Here is a 19958-nt window from a genome sequence, read left to right as displayed (position 1 = left end):
CGGTTTGAATAAACTGGCTGTTCAAAAAAAGCCTGTATTTTGCGACTGGATGTAAGACGTGCTTGTGGGAAATCACTCACTTCGAAACTTTTCTGTAGTCCGCAATAAACACACTGTTTAAAGCGGCGTTTTTCAGGCACAAAAAACCCCGGATCAACCGGGGTTTTCTTCAAGCGTCATCCAGCCAGCAGATGCTTAGCCCTTGTAGGCAGCAACCGACTTGGTGATCGCGTCGCGAGCGGCGTCAGCGCCAGCCCAGCCTTCGATCTTGACCCACTTGCCTTTTTCGAGATCTTTGTAGTTCGCGAAGAAGTGCTCGATCTGCTGGATCAGCAGCGGTGGCAGGTCGGTGTATTCCTTCACGTCGACGTACAGCTGGGACAGCTTGTCGTGTGGGACTGCGATGACTTTGGCATCGCCGCCGCCGTCGTCGGTCATGTTCAGGATGCCGACTGGACGCGCGCGGATCACCGAGCCTGGAGCAACCGGGTAAGGGGTCACAACCAGTACGTCGAGGGGATCACCGTCGTCAGCCAGGGTGTTCGGAATGTAACCGTAGTTGGCCGGGTAGAACATTGGGGTGGCCATGAAACGGTCAACGAACAGGCAATCGCTGTCTTTGTCGATTTCGTATTTGATCGGCGCGTGGTTGGCCGGGATCTCGATCGCGACGTAGATGTCGTTCGGCAGGTCTTTGCCAGCCGGAATCTTGCTGTAGCTCATTGGGCGTTGCCCCCGTAGTTGACCAAAAACACTTGGCCGGATTGACCAAAAAGTGGCGGCGATTATAGGCACATTCCTACGTCGACGCCACGTACCAGAAGTCGTGCAGCGCTTACTCGTGCGCCTGATAGACCGGGTCTGTGGCCTGAAGTTGCCGCAGCCTGCCCAACGGATCCTGCCGGTAGAAAAGCTGCAGTTGCAAGTAGACCTGTGGATAAGCCGCGTGCAGCAGATCCGGAGCGCTGAAGAAGTATTCGCTGGTGACCGCAAAGAACTCCGCCGGGTTTTCCGCGGCGTACGGGTCGATGGCGGTTTCGGCGTCGGGGTTGCGGTCGAGCTGGCGGTTGAGGTCATCGTAGGCGTGTTGCATGACCTCGGCCCAGTCGCTGACGCGCATGTCGGCGTGCAGCGGCGGCAGGCCGTTGGCGTCGCCGTTGAGCATGTCGAGTTTGTGCGCCAGTTCGTGGATCACCAGGTTGTAGCCTTCCCAGCCACCACTGGCCATCACCCCCGGCCAGGCGAGGATGATCGGCCCCTGTTGCCAGGCTTCGCCGCTGTGCTCGCCGTCCCACTCGTGCTCGACCCCGCTGGCATCGCGATGCCGTTGCGGGCTGAGGAAGTCGTCGGGGTAGAGGACGATTTCGTGGAAACCCTGATACCAGTTCAAGTCGCCGAGATTGAGCAGCGGCAACTGGGCCTGGGCGGCGAGCAGCAGGCGCTGTTCCTGATGCAGTTCGACGCCGGGCAGGGCGGTCAGGTGTTTTTCTTCCAGAAACAGCACGCTGGCTTCACGCAACCATTGGTCTTCGGCGGCGCTGATGCCGTCGAGAAAACTCAGGTGATGGCGTACCCGTTGCCACATCTCGTCGGCAATCGGGTGCCTGGCCAGAATGCGCCGGCGACGCCAGGCGCTCAGTGACCACATCGGATCAGTGGGTTTCGACTTTGGCGCCGCCGAAACGGCTGCGCACCACGCCGATGATCATTGGTACCAGCGACAGCAAAATGATGGCGACCACCAGCAGCGACAGATTCTTTTTGATGAACGGCACGTTGCCGAAGAAATAGCCCAGGGTCACCAGACCGCCGACCCACAGCACGGTGCCGAACACGCTGAACGCGAAGAAACGCGGATAAGGCATTTTCCCTACGCCGGCGACGAAAGGTGCAAACGTGCGGATGATCGGCAGGAAACGCGCCAGGGTCACGGTTTTGCCGCCGTGCCTGTCGTAGAAATCGTGGGTTTTTTGCAGGTAATCGCGACGGAAGATTTTCGAATTCGGGTTGCTGAACAGTTTTTCGCCCGCCGTTCGTCCAATCACATAGTTGGTGCTGTCGCCGAGGATCGCCGCGAGCATCAGCAGCCCGCCCAACAGCACTGGGTCCATGCCACCGCCCGCTGCCACGGCACCGGCGATGAACAACAGCGAATCACCCGGCAGGAACGGCATCACCACCAGACCGGTTTCACAGAAGATGACAGCGAACAGAATCGCGTAGATCCACGGCCCGTAGTTGGTCACCAGCAAATCGAGGTACACATCGAGATGCAGGATAAGGTCGAGCGGGTTGAAATCCATGGGGGCACCTGTGGTGACGGCCCGACTCGGCAGGCCTGTGCGGATGATTCGGGTGTAAGCCTACAGCGGGGTGTAGTTTTTCTTACAAGCCGGAAAGCTCGGGATTATACGGTCTGAGAGGTGAAAAGCGCGTTGGTTTTGTAGCGAGGGATGTCGGGGTGTGAACAAATGTCAGGCAGGCATTGATGGTTGCGGCAAGGTGGGTGTGGCGAGGGAGCTTGCTCCCGCTGGAGGGCGGAGCACTCCCAAGCCTTGATTTGCCTGACCTGTTGAGATGACTGAGGTGGGGCCGCTTCGCAGCCCGGCGGGAGCAAGCTCCCTCGCCACAACAGGCCCTTGATGAGCGCTAGAGCTCGTCGCTGATCGGCAGCACGTAGTTCTTGAACTCGGTGTCTTCCTTGAAGCCAATGGATTCGTAGGTTTTCTGCGCCACCTCGTTGTTGCTGCTGGTGGAAACGCGCATGCGCACGGCCTGGGTTTCCTTAGCCATTTTCTTCGCGGTGCGGATCAGGTTGTCGGCCACCAGTTGGCGGCGGGCGTCTTCGGCGACATAGATGTCGTTGAGGATCCACACGCGCTTGAGCGACAGCGAGGAAAAGCTTGGATACAGCTGGCAGAAACCCATGAGCTTCTTGTCGTCATCATCGGCCAGGGCCAGATAAATCACCGACTCCTTGCGACGCAGGCGTTTTTCGAGAAACGCGCGGGAGGAATCCGGGTAGGGCAGGGAACCGTAGAACTCGCGATATTTGACGAACAACGGGGTCAGCAAATCCAGGTGTTCGAGGGTCGCTTGAATAATCCGCATGATAGGTCTCGTCTTCAAGTGGCTGTCTTCAACTGCTCTGACGGCGATGGGAAACCCTGCGGCCGTGCATCGATCCTGCCTGAAAGCAGCGCAGAAACGCAATGCGGAAACGGTTCAGGTTGTGGGCGGATCGAGCAGGAAGTTTCCCTTCATGTCCGCACCGGCGTCCGACTCCAGCGTCTGCACCTGTGCTTCGTCCTTCAGATTGACCCCCGACAGCTGCCGCCGGCAGGCTTCGCGCATCAGATACAGCAAGCGATGCGCCGCCATGCCGTAGCTCAAGCCCTCAAGCCGCACGTTGGAGATGCAATTGCGGTAGGCATCGGTCAGCCCGACTTTTGGATTGTAGGTGAAATATAAACCGAGGCTGTCGGGCGAGCTGAGGCCCGGACGCTCTCCGATCAGCATCACGACCATTTTTGCACCCAGCAACTGACCGATCTCGTCACCGATGGCCACTCGACCCTGCTCCACCAACACCACGGGGGCAAGCGACCAGCCGTCGGCGCTCATCTGCTCCTCCAGGCGGGTCAGAAACGGCAGGGTATGCCGATGCACCGCCAGTGCCGACAGACCGTCCGCCACCACAATCGTCAGATCGACCCCGCCGGGGTTGGCCTGCGCGTAATCCCGCAGGCTCTGCGCCGAGGTGTCGCTGAGCTTGCGCCCCAGATCCGGGCGTTGCAGGTAGCTGTTGCGATCGGTCGCCGCGCTGTGCAGCAACAAGGTCTCGCGCCCGCGCTCGCTCAGTTGCGCGCTGAGCCCGGCATGATCGAACGGCAGATGCACCGCATCCCGCGCTTGGGCGTGGGCGAACTGGAAATCCAGTTGGGCGCTGGTCGGCAGGCTGGTGCCGGTGCGGCCGAGGGCGATGCGCGCCGGGGTCAGGCGGCGCAGTTCCAGCCATGGGTTTTGCGGGTCGACAGGCGGTTTTTCCATCACACTCATCCCAGTTGCGCCAGCGCCTGGCGGAAGGCCGGCGGCAGGTTGTTGCCAAAGCGAACCTTGCCGTCCGCCTGGGTGAAAATACCCATGTTCGCCAGCCATTGCTCGAACTCCGGCGCCGGTTTCAGGCCCAAAGTCTGACGGGCGTAGAGCGCATCGTGGAACGAGGTGGTCTGGTAGTTGAGCATGATGTCGTCGGAACCGGGAATGCCCATGATGAAGTTGATCCCGGCGACACCGAGCAGGGTCAGCAGGGTGTCCATGTCGTCCTGATCGGCTTCGGCATGGTTGGTGTAGCAGATGTCGCAGCCCATCGGCACGCCGAGTAACTTGCCGCAGAAGTGGTCTTCGAGGCCGGCGCGGATGATCTGTTTGCCGTTATAGAGGTATTCCGGGCCGATGAAGCCGACCACGGTATTCACCAGAAACGGCTTGAAATGCCGCGCCACGGCGTAGGCCCGGGTTTCGCAGGTCTGCTGGTCGACACCGTGGTGGGCGTTGGCCGACAGCGCGCTGCCCTGACCGGTCTCGAAATACATCAGGTTCTGCCCCAGAGTGCCGCGCTTCAGGCTCAGCCCCGCGTCATAGCCTTCCTGCAATACGTTGAGGTTGATGCCGAAACTGGCGTTGGCTGCTTCGCTGCCGGCAATCGACTGGAACACCAGGTCCAGCGGCACGCCACGGTTGATCGCCTCGATCGAGGTGGTGACGTGGGTCAGCACGCAGGCCTGGGTCGGGATGTCATAGCGCTGGATGATCGCGTCGAGCATTTCCAGCATCGCGCAGATCGAGGCGATGCTGTCGGTGGCCGGGTTGATGCCGATCATCGCGTCGCCATTGCCGTACAGCAGGCCGTCGAGAATGCTCGCGGCGATGCCGGACGGTTCGTCGGTCGGATGGTTCGGTTGCAGCCGGGTCGACAAGCGCCCGCGCAGGCCGAGGGTGCCGCGAAATTTTGTGACCACGCGGATCTTCTGCGCCACCAGCACCAGATCCTGCACGCGCATGATTTTCGACACGGCGGCGACCATTTCCGGGGTCAGGCCGGGGGCGAGGGCGCGCAGGCTGGTTTCGTCCGCCGCGTCGCTGAGCAGCCAATCGCGGAAACCACCGACGGTGAGGTGGCTGACCACCGCGAAGGCTTGTTTGTCGTGGGTGTCGATGATCAGTCGGGTGACTTCATCGGCTTCGTAGGGAATCAGCGCTTCCTGCAGAAAATGCGTGAGCGGGATGTCGGCCAGCGCCATTTGTGCAGCCACGCGTTCGCCGTCATTGAGCGCGGCAACGCCGGCCAGAAAGTCACCGGAGCGCGCCGGGCTGGCCTTGGCCATGACGTCCTTGAGGCTGTCGAAGCGGTAGGTCTGGGCGCCGACGGAATGGGCAAATGCGGCCATGGGGCGGTGTCCTCCTGATTCTGTGGGTAACTCGGTCTCCCTGTGGGAGCGGGCTTGCTCGCGAAAGCGTCGTGTCAGACGACATCGTTGTTGGATGACACGACGCCTTCGCGAGCAAGCCCGCTCCCACATTGGATCTTCATGCACTTCTATATAGCGGGCACCGGGCGACAGGCCCGGTGCCGGTGCAACTAGATACTTTCGAGCATAGCGTCTGCCGGGGCTTCGGCGCGTTGCTTGGCGGTGAGCTGGAAGTACAGATAGCCAGCGGCCATGAAACCAAGGAACACACAGCCGATCAGCGTGTTGAACCACGCCATCGCCACTAGGCACACCACCGCCAGGAACAGCGCAATCGCCGGCACCACCGGGTAGCCCGGGGCGCGGAAGGTGCGTTCCAGGTTCGGTTCGGTTTTGCGCAGTTTGAACAGGCTGAGCATGCTGATGATGTACATCACGATGGCGCCGAACACCGACATGGTGATCATCGCTGCGGTCAGGGTCATGCCTTGCAGGTTGACCAGTCCATCGCTGTAGATCGCCGCGATGCCGATCACGCCCCCGGCCAGAATCGCCCGATGCGGGGTCTGGAAGCGCGACAGTTTGGCCAGGCTTTTCGGCAGATAACCGGCGCGGGCGAGGGCGAAGAACTGTCGCGAGTAGCCGAGGATGATCCCGTGGAAACTCGCCACCAAGCCGAACAGGCCGATCCACACCAGCATGTGCATCCACGATGAGTTATTGCCGACCACCGCTTTCATTGCCTGTGGCAGCGGATCATTGATGTTCGACAGTTGACGCCAGTCGCCGACGCCGCCGGCCATCACCATCACGCCGATGGCGAGGAATACCAGTGTCAGGATGCCGCTGACATAAGCCTTGGGAATCGTGCGTTTCGGGTCCTTGGCTTCTTCGGCTGCCATGGCCGCGCCTTCGATGGCGAGGAAGAACCAGATCGCGAACGGAATCGCGGCAAAGATTCCGGGGATCGAACCCATGCTGAACTCGTTGGCCCCCGACCAGCCATTGAGCACGAAATTGCTGAAGCTGAAGCCCGGCGCGACCACGCCCATGAACACCAGCAGTTCGGCGACCGCCAGCACGGTGACCACCAGCTCAAAAGTCGCGGCAATGCTGACGCCTAGGATGTTCAGGGTCATGAACACGAAATACGCGCCGACCGCTGCCACCTTCGGATCAAGCTCCGGGTACTGCACATTGAGGTAGGCGCCGATGGCCATGGCGATCGCCGGTGGGGCAAAAACGAATTCGATCAGCGTGGCGATGCCGGCAATCAACCCGCCTTTTTCGCCAAACGCCCGGCGGCTGTAGGCAAACGGTCCGCCTGCGTGGGGAATCGCGGTGGTCAGTTCGGTGAAGCTGAAGATGAAGCAGGTGTACATGGTCGCGACCATTAGCGCCGTGACCAGAAATCCGAGGGTGCCTGCGGTGCCCCAGCCGTAACTCCAGCCGAAGTATTCGCCGGAAATCACCAGGCCGACGGCAATACCCCAGAGGTGCAGGGTGCCGAGTGTGGGTTTGAGCTGTGTGGTGGAAGTCATAAGTCCTCTCTGTTTTTTATTGTTCGATCTGTTGGACTTTCGGGTGCAGCGGTTGCGGTGGATGGACGCTGTTCACGCAGCGGCAGTTTTTGTGCAAAACCTGAATGACGGGTACGCAAGGGCCGTGCCAGAGCGGCCAGGCCTTGTGTCGTGTCATTTAGGACGCCTTCGCGAGCAGGCTCGCTCCCACAGTGGATTTGTGCCGAGCCTGTGTATGTGGTGCGACACGACTCCCCTGTGGGAGCGAGCCTGCTCGCGAAAGCGGTCGAAAGGGCGACACAGAAATATCTGTATCGCCCTCGGGTTTTAGAAGAAGCCCAACGGATTGATGTCGTAGCTCACCAGCAGGTTTTTGGTCTGCTGATAGTGATCGAGCATCATCTTGTGGGTTTCACGGCCGACGCCGGACTTCTTGTACCCGCCGAACGCGGCGTGCGCCGGGTACAGGTGGTAGCAGTTGGTCCACACACGACCGGCCTTGATCGCGCGGCCCATGCGGTAGGCGCGGTTGATGTCGCGGGTCCACAGGCCGGCGCCGAGGCCGAACTCGGTGTCGTTGGCGATCGCCAGGGCTTCGGCTTCGTCCTTGAAGGTGGTGATGCTCACCACCGGGCCGAAGATTTCTTCCTGGAACACGCGCATTTTGTTGGTGCCCTTGAGCAGGGTCGGCTGGATGTAATAGCCGGTCGCCAGATTGCCCTCGAGTTTTTCCACCTTGCCGCCGGTCAGCAGCTCGGCGCCTTCGCCCTTGGCGATTTCCAGGTACGACAGGATCTTGTCGAATTGCTGCTCGGACGCTTGCGCGCCAACCATGGTGTCGGTGTCCAGCGGGTCGCCACGTTTGATCTGCAGGACTTTCTTCATCACCACTTGCATGAATTCGTCGTAGATCGACTCCTGCACCAGCGCGCGGGACGGGCAGGTGCAGACTTCGCCCTGGTTGAAGAACGCCAGCACCAGGCCTTCGGCAGCTTTTTCGATGAAGGTCGGTTCGGCCTGCATGATGTCTTCGAAGAAGATGTTCGGCGACTTGCCGCCCAGCTCCACGGTGGACGGAATGATGTTCTCGGCGGCGCATTTCATGATGTGCGAGCCGACCGGGGTCGAGCCGGTGAAGGCGATCTTGGCGATGCGTTTGCTGGTGGCCAGGGCTTCGCCGGCTTCTTTGCCGAAACCTTGCACCACGTTGAGCACGCCCGGTGGCAGCAGATCACCGATCAGCTCCATCAGCAAGCAGATGCCCAGCGGGGTTTGCTCGGCAGGCTTGAGTACCACGCAGTTACCAGCGGCCAGTGCCGGGGCGAGTTTCCACGCGGCCATCAGCAGCGGGAAGTTCCACGGGATGATCTGCCCGACCACGCCCAGCGGTTCATGGATGTGATAGGCCACGGTGTTGCCGTCGATTTCGGCAGCGCTGCCTTCCTGGGCGCGCAGGCAACCGGCGAAGTAGCGGAAATGGTCGGCCGCCAGCGGGATATCAGCGTTGAGGGTTTCGCGGATGGCTTTGCCGTTGTCCCAGGTTTCGGTGATCGCCAGCAGTTCGAGGTTCTGTTCGATGCGGTCGGCGATTTTCAGCAGGATCAGCGAGCGCGCCTGCACGGAGGTCGCGCCCCACGCATCGGCAGCGGCGTGGGCGGCGTCCAGTGCCTTGTCGATGTCTTCGGCAGTGGAGCGGGGGAATTCGGCAATCGGCTGGCCATTCACTGGCGAGGTGTTGGTGAAGTACTGACCTTTGACAGGCGCGACGAACTCGCCGCCGATGTAGTTACCGTACTTGCTCTTGAACGAGACTTTGGCGCCTTCAGTACCGGGGTGAGCGTAACGCATGATTTGTTCTCCTTGGCTTTGTACTTATTAGAGAAACGCGCAAGTGCGCTTGCTATAAGCGTAGAGCAAGGGTCGGGCCACTGCCGTGCAGGTCAGGCAAATCAAGGCGTTACGTATTTTTTGTCGGACGGGCGGGCGACGCCTGTGATGGTTTCGGTACAGATCGGGTGACAGTTTGTACCGCTTTTGGCACAGCCTGTGACCGGGTGGTCTTGCCAGCATTGCAATGCCGGCCTGCCTGGAGGATCCTCAGCCAACAGAAACCCTGTAGGGGCTGCCGCAGGCTGCGATCTTTTGATCTTGATCCTCAAAAACAAGATCAAAAGATCGCAGCCTGCGGCAGCTCCTACATGAGGTTTGCGTCGACCTTTCGGGGAGAACAATAATAAATGCACGATAACCATTTGAGTCGCCATGCCCAGCAGGTTCTCACCGTCAGTCAGGGCAAGCCGCACCTGCACGGGCCCGGTGCCGATCCGTCGATTGCCCGCTCGTGGCTGCGCTGTCTTGAGGACTATCACCTCGATCCGGCCCTGACCATGGCGCCCACCGTGCTCGAACACGGGCGCGTGCTTGAAAGCCGCGAACGCCTGCAACAGGTGTTGCAGATCGCCGGTAATGAAATGAGCAGCCTGCATCAACAACTCTCCGGCGCCGGTCATGCGGTGCTGCTGACCGACGCGCGCGGGGTGATCCTCAACTGCGTCACCGCGCCGGCCGAGCGCAAGATTTTCGAACGCGCCGGTCTCTGGCTCGGCGCCGACTGGAGCGAAGCCTGCGAAGGCACCAACGGCATCGGCACCTGTCTGGTCGAGCGCCAGGCACTGACCATCCATCAGGACGAACACTTTCGCGGCCGCCACACCGGCCTGACCTGCTCGGCGAGCCCGGTGTTCGACCCGCACGGCGAACTGCTGGCGGTGCTCGACGTGTCCTCGGCGCGCCACGATGTCTCGCGGCAGAGCCAGTTCCACACCATGGCACTGGTCAATCTGTCGGCGAAGATGATCGAGAGCTGCTATTTCCTGCGCTGCTTCGATAACCAATGGCTGCTGCGTTTCCATCTTCAGGCCGAATCCGTCGGTTTGTTCAGCGAAGGGCTGCTGGCGTTTGACGGGGAAGGGCGGATCAGCGCGGTCAACCAGAGTGCGCTGAACCTGCTCGGGCATATTCGCGGTGGTTTGCTCGGCAAACCGGTGGAAGCATTTTTCGATTGTTCGCTGGACGAGTTGCTCGGTCGGGCCAGCGCCAATGCCAGCGCCAGTTGGCCGCTGCGCACCCGCGACGGGCGGCATCTGTTTGCCTTGTTGCGTGGCGAATCGCGCAAACCGGTGCCGATCATGCCGGCCCCGATCGTGGCCAAGCCTCAAGCACTGGTGGGCATTTGCCTCGGTGACGCGGCGCTGCAAGCGGATTTCCGCAAGGCGCTACGGGTGTTCGAACGCGACGTGCCGCTGCTGATCAATGGCGAAACCGGCTCGGGCAAGGAAGCCTTTGCCAAGGCTGTGCATCACGCCAGCCAGCGCGCCAGCAAAGCCTTCGTCGCCCTCAATTGCGCGGCGATCCCGGAAAGCCTGATCGAGAGCGAGCTGTTCGGTTATCGCGGCGGCAGTTTCACCGGCGCGCGCAAGGACGGCATGCGCGGCAAGCTGCAGCAGGCCGATGGCGGCACGTTGTTTCTCGATGAAATTGGTGACATGCCGCTGGCGCTGCAAACCCGGTTGTTGCGGGTGCTGGAAGACCGGCAGGTGGTGCCGATCGGCGGCGAGCCGGAAGCGGTCAACGTGCGGATCATCAGCGCCACTCACCGTAATCTGCTGGAGCGCGTGGCGGACGGCAGCTTCCGCGAAGATCTGTATTACCGGCTCAATGGCCTCGAAGTTGCGCTACCGGCGTTGCGCGAACGCAGTGATAAATCGCAGTTGCTGGATTTCCTGCTGGCCGAGGAGGCCGGCGGCGAAACAATTGTGATCGACGAACCGGCGCGCAAGGCGTTGCTGGCCTTCAACTGGCCGGGCAACGTTCGGCAGTTGCGCAATGTTCTGCGCACATTGGCGGCATTGTGTGATGAAGGGCGAATCGGGCTGGAGGATTTGCCGGCGATGATTCGGCAGACGCGGCCGGCGCTGCAGCTGAAGTCGGTTGAGTCCGAGCATCCGCTGGAAGACGCTGAACGTCTGGCGTTGCTCGATGTGCTGGAGCAAACGCGCTGGCACATGACCCAGACCGCGCAGCAGCTCGGGGTCAGCCGCAATACCCTCTATAGAAAGCTGCGCAAACACGCGATCTCCCGTTAAACCGCGCCGCACCGTTCGCAAGCAAGCCCGCTCCCACAGGATCAGCGCCAACCTTGTGGGAGCGGGCTTGCTCGCGAAGGCGTCGGCGCAGGCGAAACACAAGGTGCGATTTCCCCCTCCCTGCGCTAACCTGCGGCCATGTTTTACGAGGTCGACTATGCACATTCATATTCTGGGTATCTGCGGGACTTTCATGGGCTCGATGGCGGTTCTGGCCAAAGAGCTGGGCCATCACGTGACCGGCTCCGACGCCAACGTCTATCCGCCGATGAGCACGCAGCTTGAGGCCCAGGGCATTCAGCTGACCCAGGGCTACGACCCGGCCCAGCTCGATCCGGCACCGGATCTGGTGGTGATCGGCAACGCCATGTCGCGCGGCAACCCGGCGGTGGAGTATGTGCTGAACAAAGGCCTGCCGTACGTCTCCGGCCCGCAATGGCTGGCCGATCACGTGCTGCAAGGGCGCTGGGTGCTGGCGGTCGCCGGTACGCACGGCAAGACCACCACCAGCAGCATGCTCGCCTGGGTGCTGGAACACGCCGGCATGAGCCCGGGATTCCTGATCGGCGGGGTGCCGCAGAATTTCTCGGTATCGGCGCGGTTGGGCGGTACGCCGTTTTTCGTGATCGAGGCCGACGAGTACGACAGCGCGTTTTTCGACAAGCGTTCGAAGTTCGTCCACTACCGTCCGCGCACCGCGATCCTCAACAACCTTGAGTTCGATCACGCTGACATCTTCCCCGATTTGCCGGCGATCGAGCGGCAGTTCCACCACTTGGTGCGGACTATTCCGAGCGAAGGTCTGGTGATCCACCCGACCACCGAACCGGCCTTGCAGCGCGTGATCGAAATGGGCTGCTGGACCCCGGTGCAGACCACCGGCGTCGGCGGTCAGTGGCAGGTCAAGTTGCTCAAAGACGATGGCTCGGCGTTCGAAGTAATGTTCGAAGGCGTGTCCCAGGGCACGGTCGAATGGGAGTTGACCGGTCAGCACAACGTCGCCAACGCCTTGGCTGCGCTGGCAGCGGCGCGGCATGTCGGTGTGGTGCCAGCGATGGGCATCGCCGGCTTGAGCGCATTCAAGAACGTCAAACGCCGGATGGAGAAAGTCGCCGAAGTGCGCGGCATCACCATCTACGACGACTTCGCCCACCACCCGACCGCCATTGCCACCACCCTCGACGGTTTGCGCAAGCGCATCGGCGACGCACCGCTGATCGCGATCATCGAACCGCGCTCCAACTCGATGAAACTCGGCGCGCACCGCGATGGCCTGCCCGACAGCGTGGTCGATGCCGATCAGGTGATCTGGTACGCCCCGGCCAACCTCGGTTGGGATCTGGGCGCCACCGCCGCACTGTGCAGCGTGCCATCGATTGTCAGCGACTCTCTGGAAGGCATCATCGAACGCGTGAAGAGCCAGGCCCAGCCCGGTACTCACGTGGTGATCATGAGCAACGGCGGCTTCGGTGGTCTGCACGGCAAACTCGCCGAGGCACTGCAATGAACACTTTTGCCCAGAGCGGCGGCCCGGAACGCATCACGCTGGCGATGACCGGCGCGTCCGGCGCGCAGTATGGATTGCGCCTGCTCGACTGCCTGGTACGGGAAGATCGCGAAGTGCACTTCCTGATCTCCAAGGCCGCGCAACTGGTGATGGCCACCGAGACCGATGTCACGCTGCCGCCCAAGCCGCAGATGATGCAGGCGTTCCTCACCGAGTACACCGGGGCGGCCGCCGGGCAGATCCGCGTGTATGGCAAGGAAGACTGGATGTCGCCGGTAGCTTCGGGCTCCGGCGCACCGGCGGCGATGGTCGTGGTGCCGTGTTCCACCGGTACCCTGTCGGCGATTGCCACCGGTGCCTGCAACAATCTGATCGAACGCGCAGCGGACGTCACCTTGAAGGAGCGGCGCCAGTTGATCCTGGTGCCGCGCGAGGCGCCGTATTCGAGTATTCATCTGGAGCACATGCTCAAGTTGTCGAACATGGGCGTGACCATCCTGCCGGCCTCGCCGGGTTTCTATCACCAGCCGCAGACTATCGATGACCTGATCGATTTCGTCGTGGCGCGGATTCTCAATCTGCTGGGCATTCCACAGGACATGCTGCCGCGTTGGGGCGAGCATCATCTGAGCAGCGATGAATAAGCTGTTGATGATTGCGCTGGCGCTGCAACTGGCCGGCTGCGCCACCGCGCGCACGCTGGATGCCGCCAAGCCGGGGGCGCCGGTGGTGTATTCCGGGACACGCCTGGATTTGTACGCGATGAATGGCGGGTGCTGTGCGATGGACCGCTTCGGGGCTGAGGCGCCGAGTTATCCGGGAGTGGACCTGCCGGCGAGTGCGTTGCTTGATACGCTGCTGTTGCCGTTGTCTTTGCTGACCGTGATTGGCGTGGGGTTTCAGGCGACTGGTGGGTTGTAGGGGAGTGCTGCGCACTCCATTCGCGAGCAGGCTCGCTCCCACAGGAGAGCGCGGTGCAATTGTGGGAGCGAGCCTGCTCGCGAAAGCTTTCTTCCAGACGCTATAGATTATTTGCCGAGCTTTCGCAGCTCATCCGACTCGACGATCCGCACCCCATCCTGTTCTTCCAACGCCAGGCGCCACATCGCCCGGGCCAGTTGGCAGGCTTCGATGCCGCGATATTTGCCGGGAATCAGTTTGGAGAACGGCGCCGCCAGTTGTTCGCCTAAGCGCGGCTCGGTGCGATCTCCCAGCAATAGCGATGGTCGGCAGATGGTCAGCTGCGGCCAGTCCTGTGCGCGCAATGCCTGCTCCATCTCGCCTTTGACCCGGTTGTAGAAAATCGACGATTTCGGATCGGCGCCCAGCGCGCTGATCACGATCAGGTGCCGCGCGCCCATCTCCCGCGCACGTTTGGCGAAGGCCACCACCATGTCCAGATCCACTGCGCGGAACGCGGCTTCGGAACCCGCCTGTTTGATGGTGGTGCCGAGGCAGCAATAGGCGATATCGACGCGACCACTGAGTTGCGGCAGAAACGCCTGTGGGTCGCCCACCGGGTTTTCCAGGTGCGGATGCTCCGCCAATGGACGACGGGACGGGGCGAGCACGCGGGTGATCGTCGGCTCGTTGAGCAAACGGTCGAGCAGATGTTCACCGGTCAGTCCGGTGGCTCCGGCAAGCAATACGTGCTGAGGCGTCAAGTACATAGTGTTTCTCCCTTGATACTGTTCAGCTTAGTTGCTGTTTGTTGCTCCGTCGTTCAATGCAGCACTCTGCAACGCTTTTCTTGCCTGCAGTTTACGCAGCAGTTGCCAGTGCGCCAGCACGGTTTTCGGTGCCCAGATCTGTGGCTCCGAAGCTTCGAAGTTGTCCGCCAGTTCGCGCTCGGCGACGGTGGCCTTGGCCAGTTTGAAGGCCTGCTCCAGATCGTCGGTCTGGTTCAGGGCCTGAGCGAACAGGGCGTCGCCGAAGTAGGTGAAGTTGGCTTCTTCCGAGCAACCGAACGACACGCGGTCGGCACGCGAGGCGGTCATGATCAGGGTGCGCTCATCTTTCAGCGCGGGGATGAAACCGCCGGAATAGCACGATGAAATCACGATCACCTTGTCGCGGTTTTTCAGTGGCGCGAGCACGGCGGCAAGTTCGTCGGCGGGCAGGTCGGCCAGCTCCATGCGCGGCTGATCGAGCACCAGTTCGTGTTCGGCGGTGCCGTGGCTGGTCAGGTAGATGAAGATCAGGTCTTCCGGGCCGCTGCGTTCAGCGAGGGTCTGCGCGGCGCGGCGCAGGTTTTCGCGGGTGGCCATCGGCCGGTCGGCGAGATGCTCGCGGTGGTTGACCAGACGAATCTGGCCATAAGCGCCGAAACGCGTAGTGAGCATGTTGGCGACGTAATCGGACTCGCGCAGGAACACGCTTTGCTTGCCGTCGCCGCCGAGGGTCAGGGTGTACAGCTCGACTGCTGGCGTCGACGCCGGCACGCCGGCCAGTGCGTCATCGAGCAGGCGCCCTTGGGCCAGCAAGCCGAGTTCGAGGGTGTCGGGCAGCAGCTTGCCATCGGCATCACGCACGCGCTGGCCGTTGATCCAGGTGCCGCTGAGCACGGTGCCGTCGGTCAGCACCAGGGTGCCGCGTCCGGCGTAGCTGTCGCCGTCGAACCCGCCGATGTAGAAGCTGCCGTCAGACAGGTTCAAGCGGCCCTGACCGCTGAAGCGCCAGTCGTTGAAGAAGCCGATGTAGTGGCTGCCGTCGGCGCCGATCAGTTCGCCCTTGCCGGTCAGTGCGCCTTCCTTGAACTGGCCGAGCCACACGTCGCCGTCGGCGTTCTCGTAGCGGCCCTTGCCGTGCAGTTGGCTGTTCTTGAAACCACCGACATAGATGTCGCCATCGGCACTGTTGAATGTGCCATTGCCTTCGAGCTGGCCGTTGACGAAGTGGCCGCTGAAGGTATTGCCGCTAGAGTCGCCGCGCTGGCCTTCGCCGTTGGGTTTGCCGTGGGCGAACTGGCCTTGATAGGAGCTGCCGTCGTCCATTTCCAGACGACCCAGCCCGGAATACTGGTCAGCCTTGAACTCGCCACGGTAGGTCATGGCGTTTTCCTTGAGGGTGCCTTCGCCATCGCGGCGGCCCTGCTTGAAACCGCCGGTGTAACTGCTGGCGTTGGTGGTCAGGCTGCCCTGGCCATCGAACAGACCCTGCTGAAACTGACCGCGATAGACTTCGCCGTTGCTGCCGTGCCACTCGCCCTGGCCATGCCATTGGCCCTTGTCGAACTGCCCGGCGTACCAACTGCCGTTGGGGTAGTCGACCCGGCCCTGGCCTTGCAGCAAGCCGTTGACCAGTTCACCGCGATAGCGTCCGCCGTCCGGCAGCCGTGCATCCGGGGGCAACAGCGATTCGCCGTCGCCGCACGCGGTGAGCATCAGGGTCAGGGCAAGGGGTGCAAGAGAAGCGAGTGGGCGCATAGCGGGATCCGGGCAATTAGGCGACCGAGTATGCCGCAGCTATGTGACCTTATACAGCCGGTAAAAACAGCGCTGATGCGAAACAGCGTGCGCTGTTTCGCATCCCGTGACTCAAACGAAGCAGAGCGACAGCGGTTCGGCGATATAGGCCGGTTTGTCCGAGCCTTCTATCTCAAGCGTCGCGGTGGCCTTGAGCAGCCATTGACCGGGTTTTTTCTCGGTCACTTCGGCCAGATCGACTTTCAGGCGCACTTTTGAATTGACCTTCACCGGCTGGATGAACCTCACGCTGTCCAAGCCGTAATTGACCACCATCTTCAGGCCTTGCGGCAGCACGAGGATGTCTTCCATCAGTTTCGGGATCAGCGACAACGACAGGAAACCGTGGGCAATGGTGCTGCCAAAAGGCGTTTGCGCGGCTTTGACCGGATCGACATGGATGAACTGATAATCCCCGGTGGCTTCGGCGAACAGGTTGATGCGCTCCTGATCGATGGTGAGCCATTCGGAACGTCCGAGTTCCTTGCCGACATAATCTTTGAGCTCTGCAACGGGAACATAGGGCATTGAGACTCTCCTTGGGTTCATCGGTTTTATAGTTTTTCAGGTGGGGGATTTGACCGCCCTGCGAACCACTGTAGATCAACATGGCGATTTGCTCCGGTCAACCGACCATGCTTTTGGCGAATGCCGATCCATAGCGCTGCCGTGCTTATAATGCCGAGGACTTGCGGGGGGAGATGTCTGATGTTGTTACGTGGCCTGACTATGCTGGTGCTGTTCCAATTGCTCGGCACGGCACTCAACCATTTGCTGTTGCCGGTACTGCCGGGGCCGATCATCGGTCTGCTGCTGTTGCTGGTGTTCCTGATCATTCGCGGTGAAGTCGGCGAGCCGCTGAACCTCGCGGCCGGCAGCCTGCTGCGTTATCTGCCGTTGCTGCTGGTGCCGCCGGCGGTGGGCGTGATGGTGTATGCGAGCGACATTGCCGCCGATTTCTGGGCGATTGTCGGCGCGCTGGTGCTGTCGTTGATCCTGTCGATGGCTTTCGCCGGGGTGCTGATGCAACGCCTGGTCAAGCGCCATGCGCCGCACTCGGAGGAGTCGTGATGCTCTTCGATTGGCAAGGCGCCTGGGCTTCGGTGATCCATCATCCGCTGTTCGGCATCGGCATCACCCTCGGTGCCTATCAACTGGTACTGGCGGCGTTCGAGAAAACCCGCTGGATCTTTCTGCAACCGGTGCTGGTCTCGATGCTGGTGGTGATCGGCGTGCTGGTCGGCTGCGGCCTGACCTACGCCGAGTACCGCAAGAGCACCGAAATCCTCAGCATTCTGCTGGGCCCGGCGACGGTGGCGCTGGCGGTGCCGCTGTATCTCAACCTCAAACGCATCCGCCAATTGTTCTGGCCGATTTTTACTACGCTGGTGATAGGCGGTGTAGTCGCCACGGGCATGGGCGTGTTGCTCGGCTGGTGGTTCGGTGCCGAGCACATGATTCTGATGACCATGGCGCCGAAGTCGGTGACCTCGCCGATTGCCATGCTGGTGGCCGAGCAGATCGGTGGCGTGGCGGCGCTGGCGGCGGTGTTCGTGCTGATCACTGGGGTGATCGGCGCGATCTTCGGCCCGGCGCTGCTGACCCGGCTCGGCGTGCACAGCCCCGAGGCGCGCGGCATGGCGCTGGGCATGACCGCGCACGCGGTAGGCACCTCGGTGGCGTTGCAGGAAAGCGATGAGTGCGGCGCCTTCGCGGCGCTGGCGATGAGTCTGATGGGCGTGGCCACGGCGGTGTTCCTGCCGTTGGCGGTGTCGATGGTGGTGTAAGGAAATGTCTATGAGTCTGCCGCTTTTTCCGCTGAATACAGTGCTGTTTCCCGGCTGCAACCTCGACTTGCAGATCTTCGAGGCGCGCTACCTGGACATGATCGGCCGCTGCATGAAACAGGGCGGCGGTTTCGGCGTGGTGTGCATCCTCGATGGCCACGAAGTCGGCGTTGCCCCAGAAGGCTTTGCCCTGGTCGGCTGCGAAGCGCGGATCACCGATTTCCAGCAACAGGACAACGGTCTGCTCGGGATCCGGGTGCAGGGCGGGCGGCGTTTTCAGGTGTTGCGCACGGAAGTGCAGCGCGATCAGTTGATCCTCGCCGACGTCGAGTGGCTGGACGATGAGCCGGAGCAACCGTTGCAGGACGAAGACGCCGATCTGGTGGCGCTGCTCAAGGCCTTGGCCGAGCACCCGATGGTCGAGGCGTTGAACATGGGCACCGAAGCGCTGGGGCAGCAGTCGCTGGCCAATCAGCTGGCGTATCTGCTGCCGTTCGCCGAAGAAGACAAGATCGACCTGCTGCAACTCGACGATCCGCAGCAGCGACTGGATGCGATCCAGGCGCTGCTCGATGAGTTGCAGGGCGAGCTGTTCGCCTGAGCGTCAGTAGGCGTATCGCAACATCGTGTCCGGCAGATGCCGCAGAACGAACAGGCTGAACAGCGCCAGCAGCGCTGGCAGGATCAGCCACCAGACCTTGAACGGCATGGCATTGAGCGGCGCCTTGCGCTGGCTCAGCCACAAGCCCGCCGCACATACGCATGCCGCCAGCATTGCGCCGGCCAGGATATCGGTTGGCCAGTGAGCGCCCAGGTAAACGCGCGACAGGGCAATCGAGAGTGCCGGGATACAGGCGAGCAGCAACCAGGTCAGGCGCATGCGTGGCGGTTGGCCGCGACCGGCGAGTACCGCCAGCACCAGAAACAGCGCGAACGAACCCGATGCGTGACCGCTGGGCATGCTGTAGCTGGTCAATGGATCGGTCAGCACTTCCGGGCGAACCCGGGCGAAAAACTGCTTGGTGACGGTATTCAGCAGGGCAGTGCACAGCAGTGTACCGCCGGCAAAGATTGCCTGGCGCCATTGCCGGCACAGCAGCAACAGACCGGTGAGCAGGGCGCTGAACATCAACATATTGCGGAATTCACCGATCAGGGTGAAGGTCACTGCGATTTCATCGAGCATCGGCTGGCGATGTTCCTGCACCAGGGTCATCACGCCCTGGTCGAGGGCGTGCAGGTACGGATAGCCAATAAACAGGCCGATCAGAATCATCAGGCTCATGCTGCTGATCCAGATCGTCGCCCGGCGATGCTGGCGCAAGCTGCTGTTGACGCTCATGCCGACCATCACCGCAATACTGGCGGCAACGATGCCGGCCTGCAGCCAGAAACCTTCCGGCAGCGGCAGACGGATCGCCGCGCCCGTGGCCCAGCCCGGCAGCAGATAGGCGATGCTCCAGCCAGCGGCAGCCAGCAGGCTGACGGCGGCGAAACGCGGGAAGGGCATGTCGCACATCCCGGCAACCATCGGCAACATCGGCCGCAACGGGCCGATGAAGCGCCCGACCAGCAGGCTGGCGATGCCGTAACGCTGGAAGTAGGTTTCGGCCCCGGCCATCCATTCCGGATGGTGGCGCAGCCCCGGCAGGCGGCGAATGTTCTGATGGAAATGGCGGCCGAGGAAGTACGAGATCACATCGCCGAGTATTCCGCCGAGAAAGCCCAGCAGCAGGGTTTCACTCAACGACAGTGCGCCGCTGCCGGCGAGTACGGCCACGGCAAACAGCAACACCGTGCCGGGCACGATCAGCCCGGCAATTGCCAGGCACTCCACGCAAGCGACGATAAATACCGCAGCCGCCAGCCACTGCGGATTGGCGGCGAGCCACCCGGTCACGCTATCGAGCCATGGGCCCATACACACAACTCCATCAAATCTTCAATAAGTCCCGAAGGCTGCACAAATTTTCAGCAATCACTCAGTACCCCTGTGGGAGCGGGCTTGCTCGCGAATGCGGTGTGTCATCAACGAGCTCGTATCTGACACGCCCTCTTCGCGAG

19 protein-coding genes are annotated in these 19958 nt (G+C 61.7%); 7 read left to right on the top strand and 12 right to left on the bottom strand.

From position 1 onward, the window contains the following. Positions 1-195 precede the first annotated feature (195 nt). The 8 genes from ppa to exaC all read right to left on the bottom strand — a co-directional run bounded on the left by ppa (position 196) and on the right by exaC (position 8839). Positions 196-723 (bottom strand): inorganic diphosphatase, encoded by a 528-nt coding sequence (gene ppa, locus V3W27_RS17785; protein WP_008052339.1) that lies wholly within the window; start codon positions 721-723, stop codon positions 196-198. Between the two features lie 112 nt (positions 724-835). Continuing rightward, the gene (locus V3W27_RS17780) at positions 836-1648 is read right to left on the bottom strand and encodes a zinc-dependent peptidase (protein WP_003228597.1); all 813 of its coding nucleotides are present in this window, start codon (positions 1646-1648) and stop codon (positions 836-838) included. A gap of 4 nt (positions 1649-1652) precedes the next feature. Beyond that, entirely contained in the window at positions 1653-2303 is a 651-nt protein-coding gene (locus V3W27_RS17775; RefSeq protein ID WP_041064947.1) for a DedA family protein, read from the bottom strand. A gap of 346 nt (positions 2304-2649) precedes the next feature. Continuing rightward, complete coding sequence (locus tag V3W27_RS17770) at positions 2650-3111, bottom strand: GNAT family N-acetyltransferase (protein WP_003228592.1); 462 nt, start codon at positions 3109-3111, stop codon at positions 2650-2652. Between the two features lie 114 nt (positions 3112-3225). Further along, on the bottom strand, positions 3226-4050 hold the full coding sequence (gene eutC / locus V3W27_RS17765) for an ethanolamine ammonia-lyase subunit EutC (RefSeq protein ID WP_049827902.1): 825 nt from the start codon (positions 4048-4050) through the stop codon (positions 3226-3228). A gap of 5 nt (positions 4051-4055) precedes the next feature. Then, entirely contained in the window at positions 4056-5450 is a 1395-nt protein-coding gene (locus V3W27_RS17760; protein ID WP_330207165.1) for an ethanolamine ammonia-lyase subunit EutB, read from the bottom strand. 191 nt (positions 5451-5641) lie between these two features. Next, complete coding sequence (eat, locus tag V3W27_RS17755) at positions 5642-7012, bottom strand: ethanolamine permease (RefSeq protein WP_330207164.1); 1371 nt, start codon at positions 7010-7012, stop codon at positions 5642-5644. 306 nt (positions 7013-7318) lie between these two features. Then, positions 7319-8839, bottom strand: coding sequence for an acetaldehyde dehydrogenase ExaC (gene exaC, locus V3W27_RS17750; protein WP_330207163.1), 1521 nt, complete (start codon positions 8837-8839; stop codon positions 7319-7321). A gap of 389 nt (positions 8840-9228) precedes the next feature. Between exaC and V3W27_RS17745 the strand changes: the two genes are divergently transcribed. The 4 genes from V3W27_RS17745 to V3W27_RS17730 all read left to right on the top strand — a co-directional run bounded on the left by V3W27_RS17745 (position 9229) and on the right by V3W27_RS17730 (position 13564). Further along, complete coding sequence (locus V3W27_RS17745) at positions 9229-11136, top strand: sigma-54-dependent Fis family transcriptional regulator (RefSeq protein ID WP_330207162.1); 1908 nt, start codon at positions 9229-9231, stop codon at positions 11134-11136. Between the two features lie 157 nt (positions 11137-11293). Next, positions 11294-12643: a UDP-N-acetylmuramate:L-alanyl-gamma-D-glutamyl-meso-diaminopimelate ligase gene (gene mpl / locus V3W27_RS17740; RefSeq protein WP_027612907.1), complete on the top strand. Its 1350-nt coding sequence runs from the start codon at positions 11294-11296 to the stop codon at positions 12641-12643. Continuing rightward, entirely contained in the window at positions 12640-13287 is a 648-nt protein-coding gene (gene ubiX / locus V3W27_RS17735; RefSeq protein ID WP_007968137.1) for a flavin prenyltransferase UbiX, read from the top strand. The genes mpl and ubiX overlap by 4 nt, the downstream gene beginning before the upstream one ends. Then, the gene (locus V3W27_RS17730) at positions 13280-13564 is read left to right on the top strand and encodes a YceK/YidQ family lipoprotein (RefSeq protein WP_096796309.1); all 285 of its coding nucleotides are present in this window, start codon (positions 13280-13282) and stop codon (positions 13562-13564) included. The genes ubiX and V3W27_RS17730 overlap by 8 nt, the downstream gene beginning before the upstream one ends. Positions 13565-13671: 107 nt before the next feature. On the opposite strand, the gene V3W27_RS17725 is transcribed toward V3W27_RS17730, so the two are convergent. The 3 genes from V3W27_RS17725 to V3W27_RS17715 all read right to left on the bottom strand — a co-directional run bounded on the left by V3W27_RS17725 (position 13672) and on the right by V3W27_RS17715 (position 16635). Further along, positions 13672-14313, bottom strand: coding sequence for an oxidoreductase (locus V3W27_RS17725; protein WP_007968134.1), 642 nt, complete (start codon positions 14311-14313; stop codon positions 13672-13674). 27 nt (positions 14314-14340) lie between these two features. After that, positions 14341-16068, bottom strand: a complete 1728-nt coding sequence (locus V3W27_RS17720) for a C13 family peptidase (RefSeq protein ID WP_330207161.1) — start codon at positions 16066-16068, stop codon at positions 14341-14343. A 111-nt stretch (positions 16069-16179) separates the two neighbouring features. Then, a complete protein-coding gene (locus tag V3W27_RS17715; protein WP_003228575.1) occupies positions 16180-16635 on the bottom strand; it encodes a MaoC family dehydratase in 456 nt (151 codons plus the stop codon). A 180-nt stretch (positions 16636-16815) separates the two neighbouring features. Between V3W27_RS17715 and V3W27_RS17710 the strand changes: the two genes are divergently transcribed. The 3 genes from V3W27_RS17710 to V3W27_RS17700 are packed head-to-tail and all read left to right on the top strand — an operon-like array spanning position 16816 to position 18495. Next, positions 16816-17178 (top strand): CidA/LrgA family protein, encoded by a 363-nt coding sequence (locus tag V3W27_RS17710; protein ID WP_095139173.1) that lies wholly within the window; start codon positions 16816-16818, stop codon positions 17176-17178. Then, positions 17178-17894, top strand: a complete 717-nt coding sequence (locus V3W27_RS17705) for an LrgB family protein (protein WP_027612903.1) — start codon at positions 17178-17180, stop codon at positions 17892-17894. Before V3W27_RS17710 ends, V3W27_RS17705 begins: the two co-directional genes overlap by 1 nt. 10 nt (positions 17895-17904) lie before the next feature. After that, complete coding sequence (locus tag V3W27_RS17700) at positions 17905-18495, top strand: LON peptidase substrate-binding domain-containing protein (RefSeq protein WP_007960613.1); 591 nt, start codon at positions 17905-17907, stop codon at positions 18493-18495. A gap of 3 nt (positions 18496-18498) precedes the next feature. Here V3W27_RS17700 and V3W27_RS17695 read toward each other — a convergent pair whose 3' ends face one another. Then, a complete protein-coding gene (locus tag V3W27_RS17695; RefSeq protein WP_330207160.1) occupies positions 18499-19815 on the bottom strand; it encodes a bifunctional DedA family/phosphatase PAP2 family protein in 1317 nt (438 codons plus the stop codon). Positions 19816-19958: the final 143 nt, after the last annotated feature.

The sequence above is a fragment of the Pseudomonas sp. AM14(2022) genome, assembly GCF_036346455.1.
GTDB classification, from domain to species: Bacteria; Pseudomonadota; Gammaproteobacteria; order Pseudomonadales; family Pseudomonadaceae; genus Aquipseudomonas; species Aquipseudomonas putida_A.
This window is presented reverse-complemented; position numbering and strand designations above follow the sequence as displayed.

What these genes read in the sequence shown, in the direction of transcription:
- V3W27_RS17715 (WP_003228575.1), bottom strand. Translation starts at nt 16,635, where the DNA reads ATGCCCTATGTTCCCGTTGCAGAGCTCAAAGATTATGTCGGCAAGGAA.
- eat (WP_330207164.1), bottom strand. Translation starts at nt 7,012, where the DNA reads ATGACTTCCACCACACAGCTCAAACCCACACTCGGCACCCTGCACCTC.
- ppa (WP_008052339.1), bottom strand. Translation starts at nt 723, where the DNA reads ATGAGCTACAGCAAGATTCCGGCTGGCAAAGACCTGCCGAACGACATC.
- mpl (WP_027612907.1), top strand. Translation starts at nt 11,294, where the DNA reads ATGCACATTCATATTCTGGGTATCTGCGGGACTTTCATGGGCTCGATG.
- V3W27_RS17745 (WP_330207162.1), top strand. Translation starts at nt 9,229, where the DNA reads ATGCACGATAACCATTTGAGTCGCCATGCCCAGCAGGTTCTCACCGTC.
- V3W27_RS17705 (WP_027612903.1), top strand. Translation starts at nt 17,178, where the DNA reads ATGCTCTTCGATTGGCAAGGCGCCTGGGCTTCGGTGATCCATCATCCG.
- V3W27_RS17770 (WP_003228592.1), bottom strand. Translation starts at nt 3,111, where the DNA reads ATGCGGATTATTCAAGCGACCCTCGAACACCTGGATTTGCTGACCCCG.
- V3W27_RS17720 (WP_330207161.1), bottom strand. Translation starts at nt 16,068, where the DNA reads ATGCGCCCACTCGCTTCTCTTGCACCCCTTGCCCTGACCCTGATGCTC.
- ubiX (WP_007968137.1), top strand. Translation starts at nt 12,640, where the DNA reads ATGAACACTTTTGCCCAGAGCGGCGGCCCGGAACGCATCACGCTGGCG.
- V3W27_RS17760 (WP_330207165.1), bottom strand. Translation starts at nt 5,450, where the DNA reads ATGGCCGCATTTGCCCATTCCGTCGGCGCCCAGACCTACCGCTTCGAC.
- V3W27_RS17700 (WP_007960613.1), top strand. Translation starts at nt 17,905, where the DNA reads ATGAGTCTGCCGCTTTTTCCGCTGAATACAGTGCTGTTTCCCGGCTGC.
- V3W27_RS17725 (WP_007968134.1), bottom strand. Translation starts at nt 14,313, where the DNA reads ATGTACTTGACGCCTCAGCACGTATTGCTTGCCGGAGCCACCGGACTG.
- V3W27_RS17775 (WP_041064947.1), bottom strand. Translation starts at nt 2,303, where the DNA reads ATGGATTTCAACCCGCTCGACCTTATCCTGCATCTCGATGTGTACCTC.
- V3W27_RS17780 (WP_003228597.1), bottom strand. Translation starts at nt 1,648, where the DNA reads ATGTGGTCACTGAGCGCCTGGCGTCGCCGGCGCATTCTGGCCAGGCAC.
- V3W27_RS17710 (WP_095139173.1), top strand. Translation starts at nt 16,816, where the DNA reads ATGTTGTTACGTGGCCTGACTATGCTGGTGCTGTTCCAATTGCTCGGC.
- V3W27_RS17695 (WP_330207160.1), bottom strand. Translation starts at nt 19,815, where the DNA reads ATGGGCCCATGGCTCGATAGCGTGACCGGGTGGCTCGCCGCCAATCCG.
- exaC (WP_330207163.1), bottom strand. Translation starts at nt 8,839, where the DNA reads ATGCGTTACGCTCACCCCGGTACTGAAGGCGCCAAAGTCTCGTTCAAG.
- eutC (WP_049827902.1), bottom strand. Translation starts at nt 4,050, where the DNA reads ATGGAAAAACCGCCTGTCGACCCGCAAAACCCATGGCTGGAACTGCGC.
- V3W27_RS17730 (WP_096796309.1), top strand. Translation starts at nt 13,280, where the DNA reads ATGAATAAGCTGTTGATGATTGCGCTGGCGCTGCAACTGGCCGGCTGC.